A 22,949-nucleotide genomic window follows, 5' to 3' on the forward strand; every position below is an offset into this window, starting at 1 on the left:
TTTATTTACGATCAGATTCCAGCGCCTTTTCAATCGCTTCTTCTTCAAGACGATTTATTCCAAGCGCTTTTAACACGTATTTTTCATAAACAGGCTCGCTATTTCCTGTTTTCATTTTTCGCATAAAATATTTTTCAAAAGCGATTTTCGCCAAATGCACCCACTTACCTTTTTTAAACCACGTAATATTGCGAGGTGGAATTTGCGGCATGGCAACAAAGGCAGCTCCTGTATCCCCCATGTCAGCAAGACATATGGCATGCCATGTGCCTTTGGTATTCGGCTCCTTGCCATCAATAATCAGGGCTTTTAAATTGTGTGCAATAGCGGTCATCATTGTTTCAATCATGTAGCCAGTTTTTGGTGTACCGGTAGGCACGGGAGTGACCTCTACAGGGGGAATAGCTACGCAAACGCCGCCTGAAAAAATATTTGGGTATCTAGGGCTTCTTTGATGGGCATCTGTAATGACAAAACCTTTCGGATTGCACAAGCCTTCTACCTTTGCCACCGCATCAATACCGGCAAAAGGTGGGATCAGCATGGCGTGATTAAAGGGCAACTCGTATGTAAACTCCGTTTCTCCTTTGCGATTAAGTTCAGATACGTGCATTAAACCATCATTCACCTTATCGACTTGAGCATTACAAATCCACTTGATATCTCGCTGACGCAACTCAGATTCCAATAAGCTTTTGGAATCCCCCCCCCCTGCCAGGCCAAGGTGTCCGATGTAGGGCTCACTGGTTACAAAGTGAATCGGAACTTTGTGCCTGACTTTAGCATCACGTAATGCCTTATCAAGAATAAATGCGTATTCGTAGGCCGGCCCAAAACAGCTCGCCCCCTGAAACGCCCCCACCACGACCGGCCCTGGCTGTTGAAGCAGCTTTTCAAAATCTTCGTAGCTCTGTTTGGCATGGTCAAGCGTACAAACCGATTGGGTGTACCCCTGTGGTCCAGCACCTTCTATGCTCGAGAAAGCAAGCTTGGGGCCGGTTGCGATAATCAAATAATCATAATCTATCCGTGCACCGTCTGAAGCAACCAAACAATTTTGATGCGCATCAATTTCAACGATATGCGCACATATAAAACCGATGTCCTTTTTCTTTAGGTACTTTTCTATTGGCAATGTAATTGCGTCAGGTTCTCTCCACCCTACTGCGACCCAAGGATTGGAGGGAACAAATCGAAATTCTGGTCTTTCGTTAACAACGATGACCTCATGTGCTTTTCCAAGCATTTCTTTGGTTTCATAAGCAGCAGGCATCCCACCTGTACCTGCTCCTAACACAACGACCCTTGCCATAATTGAAGCCTTTTGATTATTAAGTAGACACATGTAAATATTCTGTTAACAAAAGACGTGCCATCTTTTATTTTTTGATAAACTACTGTTAAATAATGATTTTTTTATTAATGGAGCTAGATACAAAGTTTTTCCTTTGCAAGTTATGTCAAATTTGACAAAGTAGAAGACAATATTGACTGGATATATGAGCGCTGTATGAATATTTCTGTTGTGCAATCAATGATAAATGCGATTGATAAACCAGCTATTTTCATTGATACCGATTATCGTATTTTAGCGGTAAATGAGTCCTATCGGGATACTTACGAAACAGAAGTTGTTATTGGGACAAGCCGCTGTTTTGAAATATCACATGGTCACACAAGTCCTTGTGATAAACATGGCGAAGAATGCCCTATCCAACAATGCAAACAAAGCAATAAAGCCAGCAGCGTTATGCATATTCATAATACTGAAAGCGGCAAAACCTATTGCGATATTTTAATGAAGCCAATCACTGATGAAAACGGCATAACCACTGGCTTTTTAGAAATTCTCGACCGGATAAATTTCGCAGCTGCCGAATCCGAGGCGAATAAAATGATTGGCTCCTCCCAACCATTTAAAAACATGCTGACTAAAATCAACCGTGCCGCCAAGTCTGAAATAGCCGTGCTTTTACACGGCGAGACTGGCACAGGTAAAGAACTGGTGGCAAAAGCGTTACACGCCTCAAGCCGGCGTGCTGATAAACCGTTTGTGGTAATTGAGTGCACTGGTTTGAATGAAAACTTGTTTGAATCTGAACTTTTTGGCCATGAAAAAGGGGCATTTACAGGTGCTACTCATGCTAAAAAGGGCCTGATAGAAATCGCACATGGTGGTACGGTGTTTTTTGATGAAATTGCCGATGTGCCATTGAGTATGCAGGTAAAATTGTTACGCTTGCTGGAAACGCAATGCTACCGCACCGTGGGTGGCATAAAACAGCGCAAAGCTAACTTTAGGCTGATATGTGCTAGCCATAAAAATCTTCTGGACTTGGTGGACAAAGGAGAATTCAGGCAAGATTTGTACTACCGCATTGCAGGCTTTCCAATTGAACTTCCTTCGTTGTCTGAAAGAAAAGAGGATATTCCTTCCCTGGCAAAACACTTCTTGAGTCAAACGGAGCAACACTTTAAGAAATTTAGCCCACGAGCCTTAAAGCGACTCAGCCAATATCGCTTTCCTGGGAATATACGCGAACTAAAAAGCGTTATCGAAATTGCAGCGCTTATGGCAAATGAAGATATTATTGATGAAGAAGATTTACCCGATATCGTGCTTAACGAAAAACCTTCTGGTATGCCACTTCCAACGGATGTTATGAGCCTGGATAAGGCTGAAAAAGTCTACCTTGCAAAGATTTGTGAAACCGAAACCATGTCGATAGAGGCGCTTGCCGAAAAGCTGGATGTCAGCACGCGCACTCTTTATCGAAAATTACAGAAGTATGGTTTGAAATATGACACTTAACTTAGGATTAGCGCATCATTCAAATATTATTAGACGCTATGCTTTTCCATCGCTAGCTGTTTTTCAGTTTTAAAGCCAAACACCTTTTTGAGAATAATGGTCGCCGGGCAAAAGCCGGTGAAACTTTGCTGAAATAAATTCGCGCCAATAAATACCGTGAACCACACAAAATTAGGATGCACCCAAACCGTGAGCGCCACAGAAAGAAGCACCATAAAACCTGCAAATGCAGTTAAAGCTCGTTCAGCTGACATAAATTTCTCCGTTGTTATATCGTGTTATCTTAGTAAAAATATCTAAATCGAAGATACATATTGCTCGCATCTTCAAACTGGTTGAAAAAAGTCCAGGGCTCATCGCCGTAAAAAAAGTTAAGGCCTGCTGATAAACGCCACTCATCTACTGGACTATAGTCGGCATTCAATTTCAGGTAGCCATCGCCATCTGAGCTTGAATAGAAATTAAAAGCATTAAGCGTTAAGGTTTGTTGCATGGCGCGATAACTTAATCGCTGAGTAAGCCAAACACGACTTCTCGCCACTTCATACTCGGGCGCCAGCGAATTATCAATAAGCGAAGAATAGTCTTCAGTACGCTCAAGATACCACTGCAAACTGCCTGTCAGATTTTTTACCAGTTCCTGCTCATAGCCTATTAACCATCGACTTTGACTATTGGGAATCAGTGGGTCATTCCCGTTTTTGTCTTCTCTGGAGTCATAATAGGCATATTCAGCATTAACTAATCCTTTGCCTAGCGTAGTTCTCAGACTGGCTCCATAAACTCTGAGTTTTGAAAAGCTTGGCAAAAACGTCTCGCTCAGGCTATTGGGTGTTTTGTGATAGCCGTCGTAAGCATATAGCGCATATTCAGTACCTTGAACGCTTTTGAACAGGCGTAAAGCATACTCTGGAGAATCGGGAAGACGCTCACCGGCCACATCAAAGCCGGGAGCAACCTGCTGCCCGGCAACGGGTGAGAAAAATGAAAAATAGTCGCCATTTATATAGTTGTCAGGCGTAAATTCAGGTGTTATCACAACATCAATATTCACCAGGTCAAAAAAGCCAGAAAGCTTTGCTGATAATGAAGGTGCTTTCAAATATTCATCGTCGCGACCGGCAAAAAATGATTGAAAATCTTTCGGAAATAAATCATTCAGAAAAACATAGTCACCAGTACCCCAAGTAAGAACCTGTTGACCAATTTTGAGATCAAAATGCTCACCGAAAGGAATTATATTTGCTAAAGAGCCTTGCCACGCTGCTTCTCTTACCTGAATTTTAGTCTGATCCAACACGCCATCATAGTAAGCATCGGCATTCAAAGACAAGCGCGACGCACTAAGGTCATAGTCAAATTGGAATTGTGCTCGTAGCTCGCCTAAACTCATGTCTTTGCTGATCAGTGGATCATCGGAAATTCGCAACCCAGCGGCGACTTCAAAAAAGCCGCTGATGCGATAATCTTGCGTCGTTTCTTCCTCCCAATCGCCCATATCCCATTCATCATCTTGCGCAAATATGGGCATCGAAAGTATAAACAGCGTCAAGCTCAAAACTACACCAACCCTTGAGCGACAAGATATCTTCAGCTTAGATTGGTATGCCTGTGCATTTAATCGCTTTTTCATATCAGTAGTCTAATCAAGCCATTGACGAGGAGGATTTCGCAAGCTTCGTTCACTGAAAACATCACTATCTAACCCAATGTCATAACTGATATTGCGAAACTCCATCAAGGTATATGCACCGCTAGTCAAATCACTTACCTTTGAGCGAACCACCGTGGGGAAGCCTTGAATTTCCTCTATTTGAACAGCCTCTACCCGTCGGTAGTTGTCATTTTCACCTTTGAAAAAGTCAATCAACACAGGCAGTTTACTCGTTTTATCGATGGAGACTCGATAATAATCAAACTCCACGGAGTCGGGCTTTTTAGGCGTCGCTTTAAGAATATACTGAGTATCGGTTTCTTGCTCCAAGACAAAACTGTCTTCAGTAATTGCTCGGCCAGATACGTCCTCATAGAAAAAGTGTGAACCGACAAACGAGGTGCGCTTGTCTCCAGCCGAAATGCGCTTGACAAGATCCAGCGCAGGCAAGTACAACCACCGATCATCATCTTGGTCAAGACTAGCATGCTTTTCAACGCGAAATACTGTGTCTTTTACATCAGAAGGTCGGGAAAAAAAGACCATCATTTGTTGATCGCCATTATCTGTCACATCTTTTCGCAAGATAGTGAATTGACGCATTTGTTTACGTCCTTGGCTGTCTACTATCATCATTCGTGCATCTGAGCGTCCATCGTCGCCGCTGTAATAGGCTACTTTTTCCGATTCTTTCACCAAATCATTCACATCAATTTCAGCATGGGCTGCGCTTATCAGGCCCAAACAGCATAATCCAAGCGTTACACGGGGAAATAGTTTTAACATATATAAGCTCCTTAAGCCGATTTGCCAAAAACGAGTCGTTTTGCCAAGGTCATGACCGATGGCAAGATGAGTAGAGTTACCAGCGCTGAAATCGCCATGATACTCGCCAAAAACACACCTACGGTTATGTAGGGCACAAGCGGAGCGAACAACAACGGGGTAAAACCAAGTGCAATGACTAAAGCATTTCGAGTGATTGCCGTTGCAGGCTCATCAAACATAATGTCAAACGTTTGCTTAATATCCTTTGTCTTTTGATAGGTTTCTCTTGCACGCTCTAAAAAGTGGATCGCAAAATCAACAGACAAACCTAAGGTAAGAGCGGATAACACGGCAATAGGCATGTCGTAGTCTTTTCCGATAATGCCAATCAATCCATAAATAAAAGTGATAGTGAGCGTAAGCGGAAGCATTGCCAAAATGCCAAACACAAATGACCGAAACAAAACAATCATCATAATAAAGACGATGACAAAAGCACTTATCAGGCTGTCTAGCATGCCAGCGACCATATTATCCTGCCACACTACGTTCAGGTACGCTTTACCTGCCCAACCTAACTCAAGATTCTCAGGCAAGGGATTGCTTTGGGTAAAGGAATTGACGCTTTCGATTACCTTGGTCATATCTTGATTGTCGCCAGACGTGAGTTGAAGCCATATCAAAGTTTTTTGATAATCAGGGGTAACAAAGTGCCATAGGTCATCTGGACGATGTGACGATTGATACTGCATCAATGTTTGCGCCACACCTTGGGGTGAATCAGGAATTTGATAGTCTTCCTGCTGACCGGAACGCAGCTCCCGATTCACCACTTTCGTAACATCTGCCAGAGAGTTAGACTTTCCGACTAGTCCAGACGAATTGAGATGCGTTTGCAGCTTTGATATATAAGCTAATAACTCAGGAGATTGAAATACTTTAGATGCGCTAAGTTGCGATTCAACGGTTTCTAAAAGCTTATATAGATACGCTTCTTCAGATGCGTTGATGTCATCAAAAAGTTTGTCTTCAATCGCTATGATCAGATTTTGGTACTGTTCATTTAAAGAAAGCGACTGGTTTTCTTCAATAAAAGAAGCAGACCATGTATTCAAGCTTTCGGGCGCTTCTTCTAAAAGAAGCGATGTTTGCGGGAATTTGTTTTGATTAGACAAAACGATGTATGCGTCGTAAGTGCCCGCAAAATTGTTGTTTAGCACAGTGTCGGCGACACGAATTTCGTGGTCTTGTTTAAACCACCTTACCGGATTATCGTTTATTTGTATTTGATTAATTCCCCATACCGACACCGCAAAAATCGCTGAAAAGCTTGCAAGCAGAAGTATTCTGTTATTTAGCGCAAAGCGCCCCAAGCCTTTAGCAAAGACCGCTATTTTACTGCCGCCGTTTTCTGAATGCATCACTTGCTGCAGTTTTTCCAAATTTGCTTGATTCATGCGAGACAAGTAGGCAGGCATAAAGGTAATGGTGATTAAAAATGCGAGTATGATCCCGCTTCCCACAAAGGCGCCAAAAATTTGCACGGGTGGAATAGGCGTTAGCATCAGGGAGTAAAATCCTACCGATGAGGTGATTGATGTATAGAGCATTGGCGTGAACAAATGCCCCACCACTTCTTCTATAACGGATTGTAAGTTCTCTCCCGGTTTATAGCGATCACTGAATTCCGAAAGAATATGCACCGAATCGACAACCGCAATCGGCATTAAAAAGATTGCAATCATGGATGACATGATGTGTACGGTAAATCCGGCACCGATTAGCGCGCCCATCGTTATCATCACCGTAGCCATAGCCACAATCATTGGCGCTACGATCAAAGGAATATTTCTAAAAAACAGAAACAGTAGAATAAAGATGGTGAGGCCGGCAAGCGGGGCCGAGATCCCCATCTGAATAAACATCTCAACACCAAACTGATCTTCAGCAACAGGAAGTCCAGTGATATACCATTGAGCACTGCCGTCTAAGCCCGCTATTTCTGCACGAATTTGCTCAGCAATATTATAACTCTCATTTTTGTCGTAAATCGGAACATAAATTGCGGCGGCCTTCCCGTTTTGAGAAGCCAATGTTTCTTGCAGAAGCGGCAAGCGAGCAAGCTTATTCCGAATATCTTGGGCTTGCGCATCGGTAGTAGGAGGCGAGTTCATCATCCATTCAAAACTGATTGTCCCAGGTGCGCTTTGAGAAATATTATCGACTGTAGAAATTGACATTACATCAGCTGAGACCACACCTTCTATTGCCAAAATTGACTCTGTTATGTCATATATGTCAGTCAATGACTTAGCCGTGAAGACACCTTTTTGCAGCTCTTCATCCTCTTCATTCTGACCATCAACTACGCCAACCACAATAGCATCGTACATTGAAAACGCTTTTTTAACTTCATTATGGAAAAGTCTTGCAGGATGCTCTGCATCAAGCATATTTTCTGGATCGGTGTCAATTTGAATGCGTGGGATTTGCGCCGTAAAAATAAGGGCAAGAACCAGAACCAATCCATAAATTAACTTGGGTTTTTGCGTGCAAAAATGCACTAATTTTTGAGCAATTTTAGCCATCTAATTCATAATATTTTGTTAACACTATCATTAGACAAACAAGAAGAATGCCAATCTTTATTTAAATAAAGGGGGAGCATTCGGATGAACGTAATTAGGTGATTTTATATACACATGTTCGATAAGTGTGTGAGATAAGTGAGATGCATTGACGGGGCACAATGAGCATAGTTGAACATTGTAATTTGGAGAGTAAATATGCTTTATATTATTTCGTCAAACAAGCTAATAGTCATTCTCATACTAAGCGTGCTTTTTTCTGCTTGTTCGAGTTATCCTCACCTGTACACGATTGACAAAGCAAATGAGTATCAGATTGATAAAAGCAAATCTAACCTAAGGTCTGACCCGAGTAAATTAAAGTGGTCTGGATATCTGCATGTGTTTGACAGAATCAATCTGGAAAATTTTCAGATCCAAGTTCGTTTTGTTGACCAAAACAAACAGGCACTCAAAACCATTGTTGTTCCACTTCACAGAAACTTAAATCACCGAGGAGTACATACCAGACACGTATGCAGCCAGGCACGGTTCTATTTTATTTTAGAGCAGGCGGTTCATCACACATCAATCGAACTGACACTGATTGATTCTGTCACCTGACAACTTTTAAAAATGCCCTCCCCCTAATAGGGGAAGCAACCAAAAACGGATGCTTTTTCCGGCGATCTGTTCTTTTAGTCTCGATACTAAAATATCACTGTTTATTTTGCTATGAGCAAGCTCAAAGCGATAGAAGGTTTGATAGCCTGTAACTTGCTCTTGTAAGTTATAATACGCATGTTCATGACTAAATCCCTGTATCGGAAAAAGATGAAAACCGCCGACCATCTCTAAAGATAATAAAACATCTACTAAATCGTCTTTATAGACCTTTGGAACAATCATAACCAAGAATACGTCGTGTTTGTCAGTCTGCATTTTTTTGCTCCAGCCAAGAATAAAATATAGGGAGTAAAAATAGAGTGGTGAATGTAGAAGTAAACAGGCCCCCTATCACAACAATTGCTAATGGTTTTTGGACTTCCGCCCCTGGTCCAGTAGCAAAGGCCAGCGGCGCAAGGCCAAACATCGCAGTTAAGGCAGTCATCAGTACCGGCCGCAGTCTCTGCTTAGCGCCGTCTATTATTCTGTCTCGCAATTGCCTGGTGTGCATATGACTTTGCTCGAAATGGGCAATCATAACGACTCCGTTTAAAACCGCTATTCCCAATAAGGCTATGAATCCAACAGATGCCGGAACAGAGAGAAATTCTCCACTGAAAAATAAAGCAATAACCCCGCCCATTACGGCAAAAGGAATATTACATAAAACTAAGACAGCTTTTAATAAAGAGCCGAAAGTGGAAAATAAAATAATTGTTATGAGCAAGAGTGATATCGGAACAACCATCAACAGGTTCTCAGTTGCCCGCTGCTGACTTTCATACTCCCCGCCAAAACTGATCAAATAGCCAAGTGGAAGGTCAATTTCCTTGTCTATTGCTTCTTGTAAATCTTCGACAAAACTCACTACATCGCGTTCAGCAACGTTGCTTGTGACAACAGAAAATCGATTACTGTTCTCTCTCTCGATTTGAATAGGTCCTTGCTTGATGCTGATGTCTGCAATGGTATGTAAGGGAAGCAATTGTCCATCTGGTAATAAGATCGGCATTTGATTAACGTCGTTAATACTGGCAGGCTTCCAGGATATATTCTTGGCGCGAGATAAAACAATTGGCGTTTTGACTTTACCTTCTATGAAAGTAGAGACTTGCACGCTGTCAAGGTAAGCGCGCAAATATGCGGAAAGATCTGAGGTATTCATACCTATCTGACTCGCCATCTCTGGATGTAAACGAATTGTCAGAAATCGTCCTCCCTCAATAATAGAGGTATTGACATCCTGGCTACCTTTAACATCTTCGACAACCCTTTTAATTTTCGAGGCTAACTCTGCCAGCACTTGAATATCGTTACCAAATACCTTAATCGATACTGCACTGGTATTTCCCGTCAACATTTCTGACACACGCATTTGAATGGGCTGGGTAAATCCAAAATTCAATCCCGGATAAGATGCTACTATGGAGCGTATAGCAGCAATTAATGACGCTTTATTTTCGTACTCCCATTCAGATTCTTCTTTTAACTCCATAAATATATCAGTTTCGTTCAAACTCATCGGATCGAGCCCTATTTCGTCGGAGCCGACGCGTGCCACTATTTGCCTGATTTCAGGTATTTTTGCCAATAGCGCTTCTTGTATCTGAATGTCAAGCTTGGTTGAAGATTCGAGTGAAATACTGGGAGACTTTTCTAACTGAACAATAATATCGCCCTCATCAAGAGATGGCATAAACGTCTTGCCTAAAAACGCAAACAACAAAAGGCTTAATGTGAGAATGCATAAAGCCAGTGCCATGAGACTTTTTGAGTGCACGAAAACATGCATTAACATCTTTTCATACTTCGCTTTCAACCATCTCATACTGCTTGGTTCGTTTTTCATCTCCTGTTTGAGCAGCAATGAGCAAAGTGCTGGTATCAGAGTTAAGGAAAGTATCAAAGACGAAATCATGGCGAATACAATTGTGATTGCCACTGGAGCAAAGAGCTTTCCTTCCAGTCCTGATAATGTCAACAAGGGTGAAAAAACAATAATGACGATCACAGTACCTGAAACCACGGGTACTGCAACGTCCTTACACGCGCGATAAATCAGATGTAGTTTAGGTAAACTGGTATTTCTCTGGGTCATTGTTACTGCATTTTCTACCACAACAACAGATGCATCGACTAACATCCCGATTGCTATGACCAAGCCGCCTAAACTCATCAAATTTGCTGTAATATCAAATTGCTCCATAAGTAAAAAAGTAGAGGCGGCTGAAAATGGAAGGATCATCGATACAGTAATGGCTGCGCGCAAATCGCCAAGAAATACCGTCAGAATAATTATGACGAGAATGACCGCCAGGAAAAGCGCTTCTTTTATCGTACCCACTGTTTTGTCAATGAGAACTTTTCGATCATAAAAAACATTAATGTGTGCATGTTCTGGAAGCGTTTTTTCAATACTGGCTAACTTTTGTCGAACTTGTTCTATTACATTCGCAGTATTTGCGTTTTTAAGTGCAATGACAATCGCTTGAGCGGTCTCGTTCCCATTGCGAGTAACTGCTCCGTATCGGGTTAAATGCCCTTCACTTACTTTAGCAACATCTCTTAATCGAAGCGTACCTACCTCATTGCTCACCACCATTTCTTTTAAGTCATCAATGGAGTTAAATCTCCCTTCTGCTCTTACAATTAAAGTGTCATTCCCGATATCCGCACGACCAATCGTGCCATTTGCATTTGAGCTTTTCACCTTCACTATCAGATCACTAAAACTTAAACCGATTGCTGAGAGCGCTACAGGATTTGGACTTATCTGAAAAGTTTTAGCGAATCCACCCAAGATATTTACGTCTGCGACCCCATCTATACTCCTGAGCAAAGGTCGAATTTCCCACTCCAATATTTGACGACGCTCTGTAAGTGATAATTCGTCACTTTCTAAACTAAACATGAACATTTCACTTAAAGGCGTGCTCATCGGGGCAATACCGCCCTCAACGCTATCGGGGAGTGAAGGCAATACATTAGCCAGTCGCTCGGCTACTTGCTGTCTGGCCCAGTAAATATCTGTTCCTTCTGTAAAATCAAGTGTTATATCGGTGATCGCGTACTTGGTCATTGAACGCAGAATTTCCTGATTCGGAATGCCTAATAGTTCGGTCTCCACCGCCAGTGTTATTTGTGCTTCAATTTCTTCGGGCGTCATTCCCGGTGCTTTTAAAATAATTTTGACTTGCGTTGGCGAAATATCCGGAAACGCATCAATAGGTAGCGTCATCCATGAGTAAGCTCCAGCAATTAAAATAAAAACAGACATAATGAGTAAAAATGTTCGCTGAGTTAAAGAAAAATTAATGAGTCTCTCTAGCATATCAGTCACCAATACCCATCATGATCCCCTGAACGGCGCTTACCGAAGATGTCAGTATTTCAAAGTCACCGAGATTACGAGTAGTGGAAACCGTATAATGGGTAGACGAAGATGATAAAAGTTCAACTTCTACAGCTTCGTAAAATTCTTCTGATTTAACTAACACGTAATATTGCCCGTCCATGTCAAATACCGCATTTTTAGGAATACTAAATAGCGGTTGATTGTATATTGGCTGCACATTCAATTGCTGTCCATAATGTGCAACGCAGTGATCGGGAAGTGGCTCCGTCCAAAGTGTTGAAAAAAACCTGCTATCAGTATTAAAATTTGTAGCAATAGCTATCTCACATGTTTCAAAGCGTAAAGCAGTAGGCGTTACTCTATTATTGAGAGCAAAGCTAGCCGATATCCGTAGCGCATCATGTGGAATAATTTTCGTTAGCAAATCACCTGCCATTGTCCTTTCCTGATGCTGATAGAGCAGATATCCATCAATGGGTGCCAAGATAATTAATGAGTCAGCATTGATAGAGGATGGTTCGATGTTGTCAAAAAAATGCTGATATTCTTCATAATCCAGTTTGCTTTTTGAATACAGTTGCACGGTTTGAAGCCAGATATCCTGATTTAATAAGCCCTTTTTAAACAACGCCTGCTGGTTTTCGTAGAGTGATTTTGACTGCTCATAAATCAATTTTGCCTGTTGAAATTGTTCAATGTAATGATGAACTTCAGGCCCTTTTATAACCGCGAAAGGTGTACCTTTTTCTACCTGAATACCTGAATTAATTAAGTATTGCGCTTGATGGATTTCGATTGGAGAAACAACTGAATAGGACTGTCCTGGCATTTCAGACACTCGGCCTGATAAGGGTCTTCCTTCGTAGAAAGAAATCCCTTTAACTTTATGAGTCGTTTGCTCTAAATTTTTTAAGTCACTTATTTTTACCACAAGCTCTTGTGCCAAACCCGTTTTAGGTATGAACATGTGTATGAGTAAGTAGATGAAGATGTATTTATTCATAAAGGAATGCCTGCAATTTGATGAATGTTGGAAATTTGTTCGCGGATTGCAAGCCGGTTAAGTTGAATTTCTTGTTTAGCCTCAATTAGCGTAATCAGGTGACGAATATTGTTCTCGCGATTAGGCGCATTCGATTGCAACAGCTCCTCAATTACAAATTCGAAATCGGTGATGTTCTTTAAATTATCGTCTAATACTTCCTGTTTATTCTTGAGGAAGTTGAGTTGAGCTACAGCGGCGGCGAAATCAGATTCAATTTGTGTATACATTTGATAAAGCGTTGTTTCATAATCTAACTTTTCACTGCGCCACTCATTTGATTGAATAAGGCTTAAGTTATTGCCAACACCAATGGGAATTTCAATTCCAATACCTACTTGCGTCTCTGAAAAATCAGGATCATCGATATGTCGCGCACCAAGCTGAACTTGCCAGGGCTCAGCACTATTTTGTTGTGAGAAAACGGCTATTTCATATGCGCGCCAACTTGCACGCAGCATCTGGATTGAAGGGTGTTGATTTAAATTAATTGCTTCGAGTTTAAAGCTTTCCTGCAAATCATCAGGAAATTCATTTAAGCCGGTTAGCTTTTGATAGGCTCGTACTGTACTTAGAGAGTTGTGTTCCAACTCGAGTTGGGTGAGCCTACTTGAATGCAACTCTAGCTTTAGTAACATTAGCGTTTGTTTAGGAAGAGCATTTCTCTCAAACAAATCAGTAAAAGCGCTTACAATGTCATTAAGTTTTGTAATTTTTTGATTATTGACCCTCTCCTGAATAGCATTTCGTTTGAACCGCCATGTCAGGTTCCGAATATATTCAGACAAAAGTAATTTGCGTTGTTTTAATGTGATATTTTGCATGAGAGAGGTGTTTTTAAGCACGTCCGCTTCGAATTTTTTACGCAAAGAAGACTTAATGGGGAGATTAAGCATTAGCTCAGTTTCTGATGCGCCTCGTTCATCTTGCTTTTCCCAATGAAGAAGAGATACAGATGGGTTAGCATCAATCCAGGAAGGGGACTTCGACCTCGTAAATGCCTCGTCAATACTTTGAACATCGAGATTTTTATGTTTTTCTAGCGCCGACTCTAATGCATCGTGGAAACTTACTGAAGCGTTGGCAGCGCTTAAATATAGACAAGCAACACTCACAAAGAGTATTTTCATTTTTTTAACATATTGAAAAATCATTAAATTCTCTGTAAGTGAGTGATTATTTTAATGTAAGATAATGCGCTTATTTAATACCTTAGACTATAGACATATGTGATACATTGCGTGATACATGTGTTGTATATGAGCATTTAAGTTATTGATTTAATTAGCAGAGAGTGCATATGAAAGACAAAATAATCGCAGCTATATTAATAACGATTATGCTTTTGAATGGAGCAGACGTTCTGGTTGATTTGAGTTTAAATATGCCGCTTTGGCATATCGCTCAAGAGGCGTCCTTGGTTTTCCTCTCGGGTATTGGCGTCATTCTTCTTGTTCGCCACATGCATAAACGTACTATAGGTTACAAGAGGCTCAAATCAGATCTAGATGATGCGAAAAAACAAATAAATACGCTTAACGGAAAAATTGAGAGTGAAAGGAAGCGTTTCGCTGGAGTAATTAAGGCTCAGTTTGACGAGTGGCAATTAACAAGTGGGGAACAACAAGTTGCTTTATTACTCCTTAAAGGCTTAAGTTTGAAAGAAGTATCAATAGTGCGGAATACAAAAGAAGCCACCGTTAGGCAACAAGCATCAAGTATATATGCAAAAAGCAACTTGGAGGGACGTCACGAATTTGCTGCTTGGTTTTTAGAAGATTTTCTCAATTAAACACACTTCATCCGGTTTCCGAAAGGACTTATTATGAATCGCTGTCGTTTTTATACCCTGTCGAACAAGCATAGTATGAGCGTCACGCTGTGTAATTATGGCGCGCGTATTGTGTCTATTCGCGTGCCCAATGCAAACGGTCAGCTAATTGAGACGACATTTGCCGATCAAAGCAGCTCATCACTACTGAATGATCAAGCCTTTAAGGGCGCCACGTGCGGCCGTGTAGCTAATCGAATTGGCAAGGCATCATTTGTATTGGAGGGCCAGCAATATCACCTTGAGGCCAACGAAGGGAAAAATATACTTCACGGCGGTGCGGGCGGCTTCTCGCAGCAAACTTGGTTTGTTGACTGGCATCGCAAAACCTATAAGGCTGACTGGCTTCGCATGTCATATTTTTCAAAGGATGGCGATCAGGGCTTTCCTGGAAATATAAGGGCGAGTGTTGATTTCACGCTTTATGACGACAATCGATTAATACTGTCGTTTAGCGCTGAAAGTGACAAGGCAACACCGATAAATATGTGCAATCACAGCTATTTTCACTTGGGTGAAAAAGACATTAATGCACTGGAACTGCAAGTAAAAGCACATAAATATTTAGATGTTGATAAGCGTGGAATACCCACTGGACGCTTTATGCAAGTGGATGAATTGGTAAATCTTAATCAGCTGCGCCCTATCCACTCATTTTTGCCAAACCGACCGCTTGATCATTGCTATATATTGGATACAAAAAGTCAAGGCTTGCATGCTAGCAAAGCAACTGCGCTTTCATCAGCGCGCTTAGTATCTCGCAATAAGGGCATCGCCTTAGATATTTTTACTGACCAGGAAGCCATGCAGGTATATACGGGCAATTTTCTTGAGCATCCCCATCGCGCTATAGCGCTTGAAGCACAGGGACTTATCGATGCGGTTAATCACGCGCACTTTAAGGGCGATTTTGCAAAACCTGATGACCCCTATAAAAAGTGGCTTTGCTATCGTTTTTCGCATATGTGATGAGTTACTCTCTATTCTTCCTCATCGCAATGTTTTACAAATACCCGATATGCATAAGCAGGAAGTTCAAGCGACTGTCCCTTTTCAATATGCGTAATTGATTCCTTGTACTGATGCGTGCTTGCGCACAAAACAGCATCATAAGCATCCACATAATATTCTTCTTTAAAGCGAACGCTTACAGCCTTGTCAGAAAAGTTGAACACGCAAAACCACTTACTCTGAGCATCTTCTCTAACAAAACTAAACACTTCAGACATAGCATCATTTGGCACTTGATGCATGCGCGCGCCAAATGCGCCGTTATGCAATGCAGTATGCGCCTTACGCAGCTTTAGTAAAGACTGATAAAAGTCATACATAAAGTGAGGTTGCCAATCAATAGGGTCGCGCTCAAAGAATTTCAAACGTTTGCTTTCACCTGCTTCCTGTCCGTTATGAATAAGCGGCATACCTTCACCAATAACCGATAGCACAATCGCAGCATTTAGCATCGGGCCGAACTTTTCGTCCGGCGTGCCTTCCCAGGCATTTTCATCATGGTTACTTACAAAAGTCATACGATAAGCTTCTTTAGGCCAGGCTCGTTCATTCCAGGAATAATATTTGCGCAGTTTATCAAGCGGTAAAACCCCTTGTGCAATACCAAACAAAATCTCATTCCAACTCCATGCATAAGTCATATCAAAGCCATGCTCATGCATATCTCTGTCTTCCCACTCTGCTAGCATAAATACCGGTTTGATGGCATCTAGTGCCTTGCGCGCCTGACGCCAAAAATCATTTGGCACATAGCCGGCAACATCACATCTAAAGCCATCCAGATCGTACTCTTTTATCCAATGGCAAAGCGCGTCAATCATGTATTCGCGTAATGCTTCGTTATTGTAATCAAGTTCGATAATGTCGTCCCAGTCCCACCACGGTGAAGGTCTGAAGTCACCTTTGTAGTCCTTTGCATACCAATGTGGCTTTTCATGGACTAATGGATTGTCCCAAGCGGTATGGTTGGGCACCCAGTCAAGGATCACCTTTAAATCAAGGTCATGAGCCGCCTTTACCAGGCGTTTAAAATCCTCAGGCGTTCCAAACTCCTCATTTACCGAATAGTAGTCTTTAACGGCATAGGGACTGCCCAAACTTCCTTTGCGATGCTTTTTCCCAATCTCATGAACCGGCATCAGCCACACAATATCACTGCCGAGTGCTTTGATTCGACCAAGGCCTTCGATGACACCATCAAAGTTACCAGCTTTGCTAAATTGACGGGTATTTACCTGATAAATGGTGGCGTTTCTTGACCAGGAAGGACTGCTTATTTTGACATAGGGTGAAACCGGAAATCGCAAAGAAGACTCCTTATAAAATTGATGATTTGTGCGTTTAATAAAATTACAGCGTTAAATCTTTTATCAAAGCTGTGAACGAAACTCAAATGTCATAGAAGATTAAGATAAACTTAAGTGATCGCTTTGCTGGTATCTCAGAGCAAAAACGATATGTTGCTCGGTTTTTATTATGTCTTCTCACTATAGCGAGCGCGAACACTACTCCACTTCCGTTCCACCGTAATATCGCGCAAGATCATCCAGTTTCGAGAGCGTATAGTCATAAGTACCCGATTCAATTTTATATTCAATACGCACCTTATCTCTATCGAACAATTTTGCTTTAGCTAAATCTAGCTCTGGATTAACGTTTACGTCATTTAAAAATCGATTAGCGCGTTGCGCATCGTCAAATCCATAAACCACTGACAGATTCATTACGTATCCTATTTACTATTGATATCAGGCATATGTTTGGCTGAGCGATTATACAGAAGGTTCAAATGGATGGTAGTCACAAAAAAAGAACCAGATAAAACCGTGATTGTGTTGTCTCCGAACCGCTCGGCTACATGGCAGCAAACCAAGTGGGTAATAGGCGTGATGGTGGCAGTGGTTATGATTATAGCAATCGCCTGGAGTTTTGTTGGCGCATGGGTTGTTTTGCCTTTCGCCGGACTTGAAGTCGGCTTATTTGCACTTTTAATGTATAAAGTGTCTAAATTTACTTACACCAAGCAAGTCATCAATATTAGCAAAGATGATATCGTCGTAGAATGGGGAACAAAGCGAGCTGAACAGCGCCATCAATTCTCCAGAGACAACCTCTACGTTTATTACTGGGAATCCGACGAGGGCTGGCATTTACCGCGCATCTCTATCTCAAATTCCAATAAAAAACTCGAAATTGGCACTTTTCTGAATCTGGATGACAGAGAAACGTTGAAGGCAACGCTTGAAGACGCTGGCTTACTGGTTTGTCGCAATAAATGGTGGCAGACATAAGAGAGTAACGGTGCGCTGAGCAATCTGATCGCGTCGCTGTCAATCCTGGCGTTCAGACAGAAACAGCTAACAAACGCAGGTTTTGATCCTTTTATAAACAAGAGCGTTGAAATTGTTAATTCGGGCACGCGTCAAAACGCTCGTTTTAAAAACACCCAACCTTGCTTTAATTACGCTAGACGACATTATTGAGCAAACGACATAAGGATGACACGCATGAATTTATTCATCGAATCCATAGAAGGCGGTACTTACATAGCCGGCGTTGGAGAAGATAAAGCAGAAGAGTATATTAAAGATGAATTTAGGGGCGGAATGCAGTTTCATTCCATCGCAGAAATTCGTTCTCAGTTATCCGGTCGAGAATTCGATAAGGTTTGGTTGCGACAAAACACACCCTACGATGAAATGTGCGGCTCTGACACAAGCGATGATAAACTGATGATTGAGCTGGAATGGGGCGAGTCCAGTTAAAAAGCACTAAATAAAATAGGCGCCTGTTTATTAAATCATAGCTAGCAGATACGATGATGGTTTATTATTAGCGCAGGGTTTTAGTCAGTTGGAAGTGTATCAATGAGCAGTTTTGATGTAGTCATAGTGGGTGCAGGAAGTGCCGGTTGTGTGTTGGCTAGTCGCATAAGTGAAAATCCTGATATTTCTGTTTGCTTATTAGAAGCAGGTCCTGCTGACAACCATCCTGCTATCCACATCCCCTTTGGTCTTGCGCTCATGAGCGAGCTTAAATCGATTAACTGGCATCTTGAAACGGCAAAAGAGTCACAGCTTAATAATCGTAAACTGTATTGGCCCCGAGGTAAGACACTTGGTGGTAGCAGTTCAATCAATGCCATGTGTTACATTCGCGGAGATGCAGACAATTACAACGAATGGGAAGCCTTAGGCGCTAAAGGTTGGGGCTTTAAAGATGTTCTGCCCTATTTTAGAAAAAGCGAAAATAACACGCGTGGTATCTCAAAACTCCATGGTAGCGGCGGCCCTCAGGATGTGAGTGATTTAAAGCACATTAATCCGCTCACTCGCGAGTTTATCAGTGCGGCGACTCGTATCGGCACGCCAGAAAATCCGGATTTTAATGGAATTAGCCAAGAGGGAGTTGGGATCTATCAAGTGACCCATCAAAATGGTTCGCGCTGCAGCACTGCAAAAGGATTTCTGTCTAAATCGGTAAAAGCAAGAGAGAACTTGACAATCCTGACTCAGGCTAATGCCAAGGCCATCATCTTTGAGAATACAAATACTAAAAATAAACGCGCTGAGGGTGTTGTAGTTGACCATAAAGGCAAGCGCAAACACATTATGGCCTCAAAACATGTATATTTGTGTGCAGGCGCCATTCACTCCCCTAATTTGCTTTTGAACTCAGGCGTAGGCCCTAAAGATGTGCTTGACGAAGTTGGCATAGAACATACGCTCAATCTTGATGGTGTTGGTAAAAATTTACAAGACCATCTAGATGCCACCATACTTTATCGACAGAGTCGAAGCGATTCCTACGGCCTGTCTGCCAAAGCGATATTAAAAAATGCTCTTGCTCCCTATCAATACTGGCGTAATCGAAGTGGTATGTTGACTTCAAATATTGCTGAAGGCGGAGCATTTATAAAGTCATCCAGTGATAAGCGTTTACCCGATATCCAAGTCCATTTTTTGCCTGCATTGCTCGTTGACCACGGCAGAAGCAAACCTTGGGGGCACGGATTTACGATTCATTTTTGTAATTTATACCCAAAAAGCCGGGGCCAAATCAGACTAAAGCGTGATAACCAGGGTATTTTACAGCCCAGCATTCATGCAAATTATCTTCATCAAGAAGAAGACTTGCAGCCGCTTATAGCCGGCTTTAAATGGGCAAGACAGGTAGCGAGAACCCAGCCCCTTGCGCGACAAAGCTGGGAATTTATTCCTGGGGACATCGTCCAGACTGACGAAGAAATTGAAGAGTACTTAAGGGAAAATGCTGAAACCGTTTATCATCCGGCAGGCACCTGCAAAATGGGCGCGAAAGATGACCACACGGCGGTAGTCAATCCAGATTTAACATTAAAGGGAATTGAAAATATAAGCATTGCAGATGCATCAGTGATGCCCAAATTGATTGGCGGTAACACCAATGCACCTACGATTATGATTGCGGAAAAAGCAGCGGATATTTTTAATAAAAGACAAAAATAAACGGCTTAGCGCGTCAAGAGTGTTTCAAGCTCCTGACTGACTTTATCTACCGCTTTGGTACCGTCGATTTTAAAGTATTCACAATCACCTGCTGCCGCGGCACTGGCATAATAATCAACCAGTGGTTTAGTCTGCTCGTGATAAACGGCCAAACGACTTCGCACCGTTTCTTCTTTGTCATCATCACGGATAATGAGCGCCTCACCGGTAACATCGTCCTTGCCTTCTTCTTTAGGCGGATTATATTCAACATGATAAACCCGACCTGAAGCAGGATGCACACGGCGTCCACCCATGCGGTCCACAATTACATCATCTGGGACGTCAAATTCGATACAGTAATCAACATTGATATTTGCTTCTTTCATCGCATCCGCTTGTGGAATAGTGCGAGGAAATCCATCTAATAAAAATCCGTTAGCACAGTCTTCTTGTGCAATACGCTCTTTTACCAAGCCAATGATAATGTCATCTGAAACGAGTTGCCCCGCATCCATCACCTTTTTTGCAGCAAGTCCCATTTCGGTACCGGCTTTGATTGCGCTACGCAACATATCACCGGTTGAAATTTGCGGGATCCCAAATTTATTCATTAAAAATTGGGCTTGTGTTCCCTTCCCTGCTCCCGGAGCACCAAGAAGAATAATGCGCATTGAGCGTCCTCCACGTTCTAAAATCTAAGTCCGGTCAAACTGTACATCGTAGGTATTCGCATCACAAGTCAAAATGCGCAAGATTGGTCAGACTTTAGCCTAATGCCAATAAAAAAAGCCAAGATTGCATAAACAAACTTGGCTTTCCGCAAAACGGCTCAGTTTTTGTAACTTATTTAACTAAACTCGATAACAGGCTATTAAGATTATTGACGAAAGTAGCTGGCTCTTTCAGGCTACCTTGCTCACTCAATTTTGCTTGATCATAAAGGACGTTGGTCCATTGCTTGAACATTGCCTCATCCTGCACATCAGCGATTAACTTGATCAACTGGTGTTCAGGGTTAAGTTCAAAGTGATAGGTCGGCTCCGGAACTTCCTGACCGGCAGCCTGCATCAGTTTAGCCATTTGCGTTGTCATCCCATTTTCGGTAGCGACGATACAGGCCGGCGAATCCGTCAAGCGATGCGTAAATTTCACCTCTTCAACTTTATCGCCTAATGCAGATTTGACTCGCTCCAATACACCCTCAACGGCTTTCTCGGCATCTTCATGCGCTTTCTTGGTTTCTTCATCGTCCAGTTCGCTCAAATCCACTTTAGAGCTGGCAACAGACTGAAAAGACTTTTCCTCAAACTCAGTAAGATGAGACATCAGCCATTCATCTATGCGTTCGCCTAAAAGCAAGACTTCGATGCCTTTTTTGCGGAATATTTCCAAGTGAGGGCTGGTTCGTGCAGCCTGATAAGAGTCTGCTGTGACGTAATAAATTTTTTCCTGCCCTTCTTTCATGCGCGAAATATAATCAGCAAGCGACACATTTTGGTCGTTGTTCTCATTATGTGTAGACGCAAATCGCAGTAAACCGGCAATCTTGTCTTTATTACTGAAATCTTCTGCTGGACCTTCTTTTAATACGTTTCCAAACTCGCCGTAAAAACTTGCATACTTTTCAGGATCATTCTTTGCCATTCGCTCAAGCATGCCCAATACGCGTTTAGTGCAGCCCTGACGAATGGATTGTGTGATCTTATTGTCTTGTAGCAGTTCTCGCGATACGTTCAACGGTAAATCGTTTGAGTCAAGTAAGCCTTTCACAAATCGCAAGTACGTCGGCATAAACTGTTCGGCGTCGTCCATGATAAAGACGCGCTGAACATAAAGCTTCAAACCGTTTTGCTGGTCACGATTCCACAAGTCAAAAGGTGCTTTACTGGGGATATATAGCAATGATGTATATTCGGTTTTACCTTCAACCTTGTTGTGAGACCACGCAAGCGGGTCGGCAAAGTCGTGCGAAACGTGCTTGTAAAACTCTTTGTATTCATCGTCAGAAATGTCTGACTTATCACGTGTCCATAGAGCAGTTGCTTTGTTTATCGACTCCCACTTGCCAGGCTCTGCCGGAATTTTTTCACCATCAGGCCCTTCTCTTTCTGGCACTTCATCTTTAAAAAGCTGAACAGGAATACTTATGTGATCTGAATACTTTGTAATTATCGAGCGTAAACGCCAAGAGTCCAAAAATTCTTTTTCGTCTTCTTTCAAGTGCAGTGTAATTTTTGTCCCGCGGCTTTCTTTTTCGATATCACCAACAGCAAACTCGCCCTCGCCTTGCGATACCCATTGTACACCCTCAGATTTATCAACGCCTGCGGCGCGAGTGTCTACAGTAACCTTGTCTGCAACGATGAAAGCGGAATAAAAACCTACCCCAAATTGACCTATGAGTTGTGAGTCTTTCGCTTGATCACCTGATAATTGACTGAAAAAGTCCTTCGTACCAGATTTTGCGATGGTGCCAAGGTTAGCGATGACCTCTTCTTTGGTCATACCAATGCCGTTATCTTCAATGGTAAGTGTGCCAGCGTCTTTATCTACGCTTACTTTAACGTGAAGGTCGCCATCTCCCTCGTATAGCTCATTATTGGAAAGCGCTTTAAAGCGGAGTTTATCTGCTGCATCGGCAGCATTCGATACAAGTTCGCGAAGAAATATTTCTTTATTGGAATAAAGTGAGTGGATCATTAACTGAAGAAGTTGCTTTACTTCAGTTTGAAAACCATGCGTCTCGTGTTGGACAGTCTCAGCCATTGCCAAGG

Annotated in this window: 20 protein-coding genes; 7 read left to right on the forward strand and 13 right to left on the reverse strand. The window is 42.1% G+C overall.

What is annotated here, in order from left to right:
- Position 1: 1 nt before the first annotated feature.
- A complete protein-coding gene (locus D6V41_RS13920; protein ID WP_136252134.1) occupies positions 2-1,312 on the reverse strand; it encodes an NAD(P)/FAD-dependent oxidoreductase in 1,311 nt (436 codons plus the stop codon).
- A gap of 198 nt (positions 1,313-1,510) precedes the next feature.
- On the opposite strand from D6V41_RS13920, the gene D6V41_RS13925 reads away from it, so the two are divergent.
- Positions 1,511-2,812 (forward strand): sigma-54 interaction domain-containing protein, encoded by a 1,302-nt coding sequence (locus D6V41_RS13925; RefSeq protein WP_241664548.1) that lies wholly within the window; start codon positions 1,511-1,513, stop codon positions 2,810-2,812.
- A gap of 29 nt (positions 2,813-2,841) precedes the next feature.
- On the opposite strand, the gene D6V41_RS13930 is transcribed toward D6V41_RS13925, so the two are convergent.
- The 4 genes from D6V41_RS13930 to D6V41_RS13945 all read right to left on the reverse strand — a co-directional run bounded on the left by D6V41_RS13930 (position 2,842) and on the right by D6V41_RS13945 (position 7,822).
- Complete coding sequence (locus D6V41_RS13930) at positions 2,842-3,066, reverse strand: YgaP family membrane protein (RefSeq protein ID WP_136252135.1); 225 nt, start codon at positions 3,064-3,066, stop codon at positions 2,842-2,844.
- Between the two features lie 29 nt (positions 3,067-3,095).
- Positions 3,096-4,370: a DUF1302 family protein gene (locus D6V41_RS13935; RefSeq protein WP_241664549.1), complete on the reverse strand. Its 1,275-nt coding sequence runs from the start codon at positions 4,368-4,370 to the stop codon at positions 3,096-3,098.
- 84 nt (positions 4,371-4,454) lie between these two features.
- The gene (locus tag D6V41_RS13940; protein WP_136252136.1) at positions 4,455-5,252 is read right to left on the reverse strand and encodes an outer membrane lipoprotein-sorting protein; all 798 of its coding nucleotides are present in this window, start codon (positions 5,250-5,252) and stop codon (positions 4,455-4,457) included.
- 11 nt (positions 5,253-5,263) lie between these two features.
- The gene (locus D6V41_RS13945) at positions 5,264-7,822 is read right to left on the reverse strand and encodes an efflux RND transporter permease subunit (protein WP_136252137.1); all 2,559 of its coding nucleotides are present in this window, start codon (positions 7,820-7,822) and stop codon (positions 5,264-5,266) included.
- A 198-nt stretch (positions 7,823-8,020) separates the two neighbouring features.
- On the opposite strand from D6V41_RS13945, the gene D6V41_RS13950 reads away from it, so the two are divergent.
- Entirely contained in the window at positions 8,021-8,425 is a 405-nt protein-coding gene (locus tag D6V41_RS13950; protein ID WP_136252138.1) for a hypothetical protein, read from the forward strand.
- A 6-nt stretch (positions 8,426-8,431) separates the two neighbouring features.
- On the opposite strand, the gene D6V41_RS13955 is transcribed toward D6V41_RS13950, so the two are convergent.
- The 4 genes from D6V41_RS13955 to D6V41_RS13970 are packed head-to-tail and all read right to left on the reverse strand — an operon-like array spanning position 8,432 to position 13,994.
- Positions 8,432-8,743 (reverse strand): DUF3240 family protein, encoded by a 312-nt coding sequence (locus D6V41_RS13955; protein ID WP_136252139.1) that lies wholly within the window; start codon positions 8,741-8,743, stop codon positions 8,432-8,434.
- Positions 8,733-11,798 (reverse strand): efflux RND transporter permease subunit, encoded by a 3,066-nt coding sequence (locus D6V41_RS13960; protein WP_136252140.1) that lies wholly within the window; start codon positions 11,796-11,798, stop codon positions 8,733-8,735. The genes D6V41_RS13955 and D6V41_RS13960 overlap by 11 nt, the downstream gene beginning before the upstream one ends.
- A 1-nt stretch (position 11,799) precedes the next feature.
- On the reverse strand, positions 11,800-12,825 hold the full coding sequence (locus tag D6V41_RS13965) for an efflux RND transporter periplasmic adaptor subunit (RefSeq protein WP_136252141.1): 1,026 nt from the start codon (positions 12,823-12,825) through the stop codon (positions 11,800-11,802).
- On the reverse strand, positions 12,822-13,994 hold the full coding sequence (locus D6V41_RS13970; protein WP_168711047.1) for a TolC family protein: 1,173 nt from the start codon (positions 13,992-13,994) through the stop codon (positions 12,822-12,824). The genes D6V41_RS13965 and D6V41_RS13970 overlap by 4 nt, the downstream gene beginning before the upstream one ends.
- A gap of 170 nt (positions 13,995-14,164) precedes the next feature.
- On the opposite strand from D6V41_RS13970, the gene D6V41_RS13975 reads away from it, so the two are divergent.
- A complete protein-coding gene (locus tag D6V41_RS13975) occupies positions 14,165-14,656 on the forward strand; it encodes a helix-turn-helix transcriptional regulator (RefSeq protein ID WP_136252143.1) in 492 nt (163 codons plus the stop codon).
- A gap of 33 nt (positions 14,657-14,689) precedes the next feature.
- Positions 14,690-15,664, forward strand: a complete 975-nt coding sequence (locus tag D6V41_RS13980; RefSeq protein WP_136252144.1) for an aldose epimerase family protein — start codon at positions 14,690-14,692, stop codon at positions 15,662-15,664.
- A gap of 11 nt (positions 15,665-15,675) precedes the next feature.
- Here the strand turns inward: D6V41_RS13980 and D6V41_RS13985 are convergent, their stop codons facing one another.
- Entirely contained in the window at positions 15,676-17,013 is a 1,338-nt protein-coding gene (locus D6V41_RS13985) for an alpha-amylase family glycosyl hydrolase (protein ID WP_136252145.1), read from the reverse strand.
- Positions 17,014-17,211: 198 nt separating this feature from the next.
- Positions 17,212-17,430, reverse strand: coding sequence for a hypothetical protein (locus tag D6V41_RS13990; protein ID WP_136252146.1), 219 nt, complete (start codon positions 17,428-17,430; stop codon positions 17,212-17,214).
- 69 nt (positions 17,431-17,499) lie between these two features.
- Between D6V41_RS13990 and D6V41_RS13995 the strand changes: the two genes are divergently transcribed.
- From D6V41_RS13995 to D6V41_RS14005, 3 genes are all read left to right on the forward strand, one after another.
- A complete protein-coding gene (locus tag D6V41_RS13995) occupies positions 17,500-17,997 on the forward strand; it encodes a DUF2244 domain-containing protein (RefSeq protein WP_136252147.1) in 498 nt (165 codons plus the stop codon).
- A 216-nt stretch (positions 17,998-18,213) separates the two neighbouring features.
- Entirely contained in the window at positions 18,214-18,471 is a 258-nt protein-coding gene (locus D6V41_RS14000) for a DUF6482 family protein (protein WP_136252148.1), read from the forward strand.
- A 102-nt stretch (positions 18,472-18,573) separates the two neighbouring features.
- A complete protein-coding gene (locus D6V41_RS14005; protein ID WP_136252149.1) occupies positions 18,574-20,193 on the forward strand; it encodes a GMC family oxidoreductase in 1,620 nt (539 codons plus the stop codon).
- A gap of 5 nt (positions 20,194-20,198) precedes the next feature.
- On the opposite strand, the gene adk is transcribed toward D6V41_RS14005, so the two are convergent.
- Complete coding sequence (gene adk / locus D6V41_RS14010) at positions 20,199-20,846, reverse strand: adenylate kinase (RefSeq protein ID WP_136252150.1); 648 nt, start codon at positions 20,844-20,846, stop codon at positions 20,199-20,201.
- A gap of 172 nt (positions 20,847-21,018) precedes the next feature.
- Positions 21,019-22,941 (reverse strand): molecular chaperone HtpG, encoded by a 1,923-nt coding sequence (gene htpG / locus D6V41_RS14015; RefSeq protein WP_136252151.1) that lies wholly within the window; start codon positions 22,939-22,941, stop codon positions 21,019-21,021.
- Between the last annotated feature and the right edge of the window lie 8 nt (positions 22,942-22,949).

This window comes from Ningiella ruwaisensis, assembly GCF_004798935.1.
Taxonomy (GTDB): Bacteria; Pseudomonadota; Gammaproteobacteria; order Enterobacterales; family Alteromonadaceae; genus Glaciecola; species Glaciecola ruwaisensis.